We start from the raw sequence: 5,015 nt of genomic DNA on the forward strand, positions 1-5,015 counted from the left end.
CCATTGACGCTATCGCGGGGCAAGCCCGCTCCCACGCACAGTGCTCTTACATCAGGTGACCCTGCACTTTTCGTGGGGGGTTTGGGGGGCTGCTGCCCCGGATGCTGTGAACAATAAGGAGAACCGGGATGGTCTTCTCGTCAAACGTGTTCCTGTTCCTGTTCTTGCCGATCTTCCTCGGCCTGTACTACTTGAGCGGGCAACGCTATCGCAACCTGCTGCTGCTGGTTGCCAGCTACATCTTCTACGCCTGGTGGCGGGTCGACTTCCTCGCGCTGTTCGCCGGGGTCACCCTGTGGAACTACTGGATCGGCCTGAAAGTCGGCGCCGCTGGCGTGCGCACCAAACCGGCCCAGCGCTGGCTGCTGCTCGGCGTCGGTGTCGACCTGGCGATCCTTGGCTACTTCAAGTACGCCAACTTCGGTGTAGACAGCCTCAACGCGATCATCGCCTCGTTCGGCCTTGAACCGTTCATCATCACCCACGTGCTGTTGCCGATCGGCATCTCGTTCTACATCTTCGAGTCGATCAGCTACATCATCGACGTGTACCGCGGCGACACCCCGGCCACCCGCAACCTGATCGATTTCGCCGCGTTCGTGGCGATCTTCCCGCACCTGATCGCCGGCCCCGTGCTGCGTTTCAAGGACCTGGTCGACCAGTTCAACAACCGCACCCACACCCTGGACAAGTTCTCCGAAGGCTGCACCCGCTTCATGCAGGGCTTCATCAAGAAAGTGTTCATCGCCGACACCCTGGCGGTGGTCGCCGACCACTGCTTCGCCCTGGAAAACCCCACCACCGGCGATGCCTGGCTGGGCGCCCTGGCCTACACCGCGCAGCTGTACTTCGACTTCTCCGGCTACAGCGACATGGCCATCGGCCTGGGCTTGATGATGGGCTTCCGTTTCATGGAGAACTTCAAGCAGCCGTACATCAGCCAGTCGATCACCGAGTTCTGGCGGCGCTGGCACATCAGCCTGTCGACCTGGCTGCGCGACTACCTGTACATCACCCTGGGCGGCAACCGCAAAGGCACCTTCAACACCTACCGCAACCTGTTCCTGACCATGCTGCTCGGTGGCCTGTGGCATGGCGCCAACTTCACCTACATCATCTGGGGTGCCTGGCACGGCATGTGGCTGGCGATCGAACGCGCCCTGGGCCTGGATACCAACCCGCAGCGCTTCAACCCGGTCAAATGGGCCTTTACCTTCCTGCTGGTAGTGGTCGGCTGGGTGATCTTCCGCGCCGAGAACCTGCACGTCGCCGGGCGTATGTACGGCGCCATGTTCAGCTTCGGTGAGTGGCAGCTGTCGGAACTCAACCGCGCCAACCTCACCGGCCTGCAAGTGGCGACCATGTTCATCGCCTACGCGAGCCTGGCGTTCTTCGGCCTGCGCGACTTCTACCGCAATGCCAAGCCAACCGCCAAGGCAACCCCGGTGCAGATCAACGCCGACGGCTCGATCGGCCTGGACTGGACCCGGGTGATGGCCCGTGTGCTGGTGCTGCTGCTGTTCGTCGCCTCGGTGCTCAAGCTCTCCGCGCAGAGCTACTCGCCATTCCTCTACTTCCAGTTCTGAGGCACGGACGACCATGACCCGGACACTTCGCATCACCTACTCCCTGACCTTCCTCGGCCTGCTCACAGGCTTGGGCGTGTGGTCGCTCAGCGGCGCCTCGACGTTCCAGCGCACCGAGCAGATGACCCTGCTCAACGGCAAGCTGGCCAAGGCCGCCGAGACCCATTACGACGATCAGTTCCCGATCAAGCGCATCAGTACCAACCTTTGGGCGGCACTGGATTTCAAGCTGTTCAACGAAGGCCGCCCCGGCGTGGTGCTGGGGCGCGAGCAGTGGCTGTTCAGCGACGAAGAGTTCAAGCCCACTGCTGGCGCCGAGCAACTGATGCAGGAAAACCTGGCGCTGATCCGCGGCGTGCGCGACACCTTGCAACGCCAAGGCACGCAACTGGTGCTGGCGATCGTCCCGGCCAAGGCGCGAATCTACTCCGAATACCTCGGCCAGGAGCTGCCGGCCAGCCTGCATGGCGACCTGTACAACCAGTTCCATGCCCAGGCGCGTCAGGCCAACGTGTTCGCCCCTGACCTGCAAGCGCCAATGGAGCAAGCCAAAGCGCGTGGCCAGGTGTTCCTGCGTACCGACACTCACTGGACACCAATGGGCGCCGAGGTCGCCGCCCAGGCGGTGGCCGAAGCGGTGGCCCGCCAGAGCCTGCTCAGCGGCGACCCGCAGGCGTTCATCACCCAAGCGGGCGAGACCAAGCCATACAAGGGCGACCTGACCAACTTCCTGCCACTCGACCCGCTGTTCAGCAACCTGCTGCCCGCTCCGGACAACCTGCAGCAACGCAGCACCCACGCGGTCGAGGCCCAAGGCGAGACCGGCGATGCGCTGTTTGCCGACAGCCAGATCCCGGTGGCTCTGGTCGGCACCAGCTACAGCGCCAACCCGCACTGGAACTTCCTCGGCGCCCTGCAGCAAGCGCTGCGCAGCGATGTCGCCAACTACGCCGAAGACGGCCACGGGCCATTGCTACCGATGCTCAAGTACCTGCAAAGCGATGCCTTCAAGAATGCCGCGCCACAGGTGGTGGTGTGGGAATTCCCCGAACGTTATCTGCCAATGAAAAACGACCTCAGCGCGTTCGATCCGCAGTGGATCGCGCAGCTGAAAAACACCCGTAAATCTGAAGAAAACCTGGCCCTGTCGTCCAACCGGGCGAACCACTGATAGAGAGGAACACGCACATGACCCATAAGCCATCTTTTGCCAAAGCCCTCACCCTCGCAGCCGGCCTGTCCCTTTCCGCGCTGGCCTCGGTACAAGCCTTCGCCGGCGCTGACGCGGCCCTGTACGGCCCTAGCGCGCCTAAAGGTTCGACCTTCGTGCGCCTGTACAACGCCAGCAGCGCACCGACCGCCGCCAGTGTCGGCAACACCCAGATCAAGCAGGTTGGCGCGCAAGCCAGCAGCGACTTCAGCTTCCTCCCAGGCGGCGACTACACCGCCCAGGTCGCGGGCAAATCGGTGCCGGTCAAGCTCGCCTCGGACAGGTACTACACCCTGGTCAACAACAGCGGCGGCAACCCGCAGTTGATCGAAGAGCCACCGTTCAAGAACAAGCAAAAAGCCCTGGTCCGCGTGCAGAACCTGACCGACCAGCAACTGACCCTGAAGACCGCCGACGGCAAGACCGAAGTGGTCAAGCCGGTGGCCGCCAACGGCCGTGGTGAGCGTGAGATCAACCCGGTCAAGGTCAACCTGGCCCTGTACCAAGGAGACAAGAAAGTCGGCGACGTCAAACCCGTCGCCCTGGAACGCGGCGAAGCTGCCGTGCTGTACGTCACTGGCTCCGGCAACAGCCTGTCGCCGGTGTGGGTAACCCGCCCTGTGTCCACTAACTGATCCCCTGCCTCTATCGACCTTTGGAGAAACATCATGATTCCGGTAATTCTTTCTGGTGGTAGCGGTTCGCGTCTGTGGCCTCTGTCGCGCAAGCAGTTCCCCAAGCAGTTCCTCGCCCTGACCGGTGAGCACACCCTGTTCCAGCAGACCCTCGAGCGCTTGGTGTTCGAAGGCATGCAGGCGCCGATCGTGGTCTGCAACAAAGACCACAAGTTCATCGTTCAGGAGCAACTGAGCGCGCTGAACCTTGAGACCCAGGCGATCCTGATGGAGCCGTTCGGCCGTAACACCGCGCCAGCGGTGGCGATGACCGCGATGAAGCTGGTCAACGAAGGTTGCGATGAGCTGATGCTGGTGCTGCCGGCCGACCATGTGATCGATGACCAAAAAGCCCTGCAACGCGCCCTGGCCCTGGCCACCGTGGCGGCCGAGCGCGGCGAAATGGTGCTGTTCGGCGTGCCGGCGACCAAACCGGAAACCGGTTATGGCTACATCCGCTCCAGCCAGGACGCGCTGCTGCCCGAAGGCGTGGCCCGGGTTGCCCAGTTCGTCGAAAAACCGGACGAAAAACGCGCCACCGAGTTCGTCCGCGCCGGCGGCTACTTCTGGAACAGCGGCATGTTCCTGTTCCGCGCCAGCCGCTTCCTCGAAGAGCTGAAAAAGCACGATCCGGATATCTACGACACCTGCCTGCTGGCCCTGGAGCGCAGCGATCAACAAGGCGACACCCTCAGCATCGACGAAGCCACCTTCGCCTGCTGCCCGGACAACTCCATCGACTACGCGGTGATGGAAAAGACCCAGCGCGCCTGCGTGGTGCCGCTGTCGGCCGGCTGGAGCGATGTCGGCTGCTGGTCGTCGCTGTGGGACGTGCACGAGAAAGACGACAACGGCAACGTCACCAAAGGCGATGTGGTGGTGCAGGACAGCCGCAATTGCATGATCCACGGCAACGGCAAGCTGGTGTCGGTGATCGGTCTTGAGAACATCGTCGTGGTCGAGACCAAGGACGCCATGATGATCGCCCACAAGGACAAGGTCCAAGGCGTCAAGCAGATGGTCAACACCCTCGACAAGCAGGGCCGCAGCGAGACCCAGAACCACCTTGAGGTGTACCGCCCGTGGGGCTCGTACGACTCGGTCGACATGGGTGGACGCTTCCAGGTCAAGCACATCACGGTCAAGCCCGGTGCCAGCCTGTCGCTGCAGATGCACCACCACCGCGCCGAGCACTGGATCGTGGTCTCGGGCACGGCGGAGGTGACCTGTGACGAGAACGTGTTCCTGCTCACCGAGAACCAGTCGACCTACATCCCGATCGCCTCGATCCACCGCCTGCGCAACCCCGGCAAGATCCCCCTGGAGATCATCGAAGTGCAGTCCGGCAGCTACTTGGGCGAGGATGATATCGAGCGCTTCGAAGACGTCTACGGGCGCACGTCCACGCCGATGGAGCGTGGGGTTTCGGTGAAGACCATCGCCCAGTAAGCGATTCCCTGAACACCTGGGGACATTGACTACGTGGTGACCACGTGGGAGCGGGCTTGCCCCGCGATAGCGTCATGGCAGACAACGCAATCACTC

The 5,015-nt window shown here is 62.7% G+C and carries 4 protein-coding genes; all 4 read left to right on the top strand.

Going from position 1 to position 5,015, the window contains the following annotated elements:
• The first annotated feature begins 128 nt into the window (after nucleotides 1–128).
• Genes AAZU54_RS27125 through AAZU54_RS27140 form a run of 4 tightly spaced genes read left to right on the top strand, consistent with a single transcriptional unit; the run spans nucleotide 129 to nucleotide 4,919 of the window.
• Nucleotides 129–1,586: an MBOAT family O-acyltransferase gene (locus tag AAZU54_RS27125; protein WP_392469106.1), complete on the top strand. Its 1,458-nt coding sequence runs from the start codon at nucleotides 129–131 to the stop codon at nucleotides 1,584–1,586.
• Between the two features lie 13 nt (nucleotides 1,587–1,599).
• Nucleotides 1,600–2,757, top strand: coding sequence for an alginate O-acetyltransferase (locus AAZU54_RS27130; protein ID WP_186553813.1), 1,158 nt, complete (start codon nucleotides 1,600–1,602; stop codon nucleotides 2,755–2,757).
• A 17-nt stretch (nucleotides 2,758–2,774) separates the two neighbouring features.
• Nucleotides 2,775–3,431, top strand: coding sequence for an alginate O-acetyltransferase AlgF (locus AAZU54_RS27135; RefSeq protein ID WP_434727887.1), 657 nt, complete (start codon nucleotides 2,775–2,777; stop codon nucleotides 3,429–3,431).
• 33 nt (nucleotides 3,432–3,464) lie between these two features.
• Nucleotides 3,465–4,919 carry a mannose-1-phosphate guanylyltransferase/mannose-6-phosphate isomerase gene (locus tag AAZU54_RS27140; protein WP_312154096.1) on the top strand — a complete coding sequence of 485 codons (1,455 nt, stop codon included), beginning with the start codon at nucleotides 3,465–3,467 and terminating at the stop codon, nucleotides 4,917–4,919.
• The last annotated feature ends 96 nt before the right edge of the window (nucleotides 4,920–5,015 follow it).

Source organism: Pseudomonas sp. Je.1.5.c, assembly GCF_051129895.1.
Lineage (GTDB): Bacteria > Pseudomonadota > Gammaproteobacteria > Pseudomonadales > Pseudomonadaceae > Aquipseudomonas > Aquipseudomonas urmiensis.

Excerpts from the sequence above, each read along its gene's own strand:
- AAZU54_RS27135 (WP_434727887.1), top strand. The coding sequence starts at position 2,775 with ATGACCCATAAGCCATCTTTTGCCAAAGCCCTCACCCTCGCAGCCGGC.
- AAZU54_RS27130 (WP_186553813.1), top strand. The coding sequence starts at position 1,600 with ATGACCCGGACACTTCGCATCACCTACTCCCTGACCTTCCTCGGCCTG.
- AAZU54_RS27140 (WP_312154096.1), top strand. The coding sequence starts at position 3,465 with ATGATTCCGGTAATTCTTTCTGGTGGTAGCGGTTCGCGTCTGTGGCCT.
- AAZU54_RS27125 (WP_392469106.1), top strand. The coding sequence starts at position 129 with ATGGTCTTCTCGTCAAACGTGTTCCTGTTCCTGTTCTTGCCGATCTTC.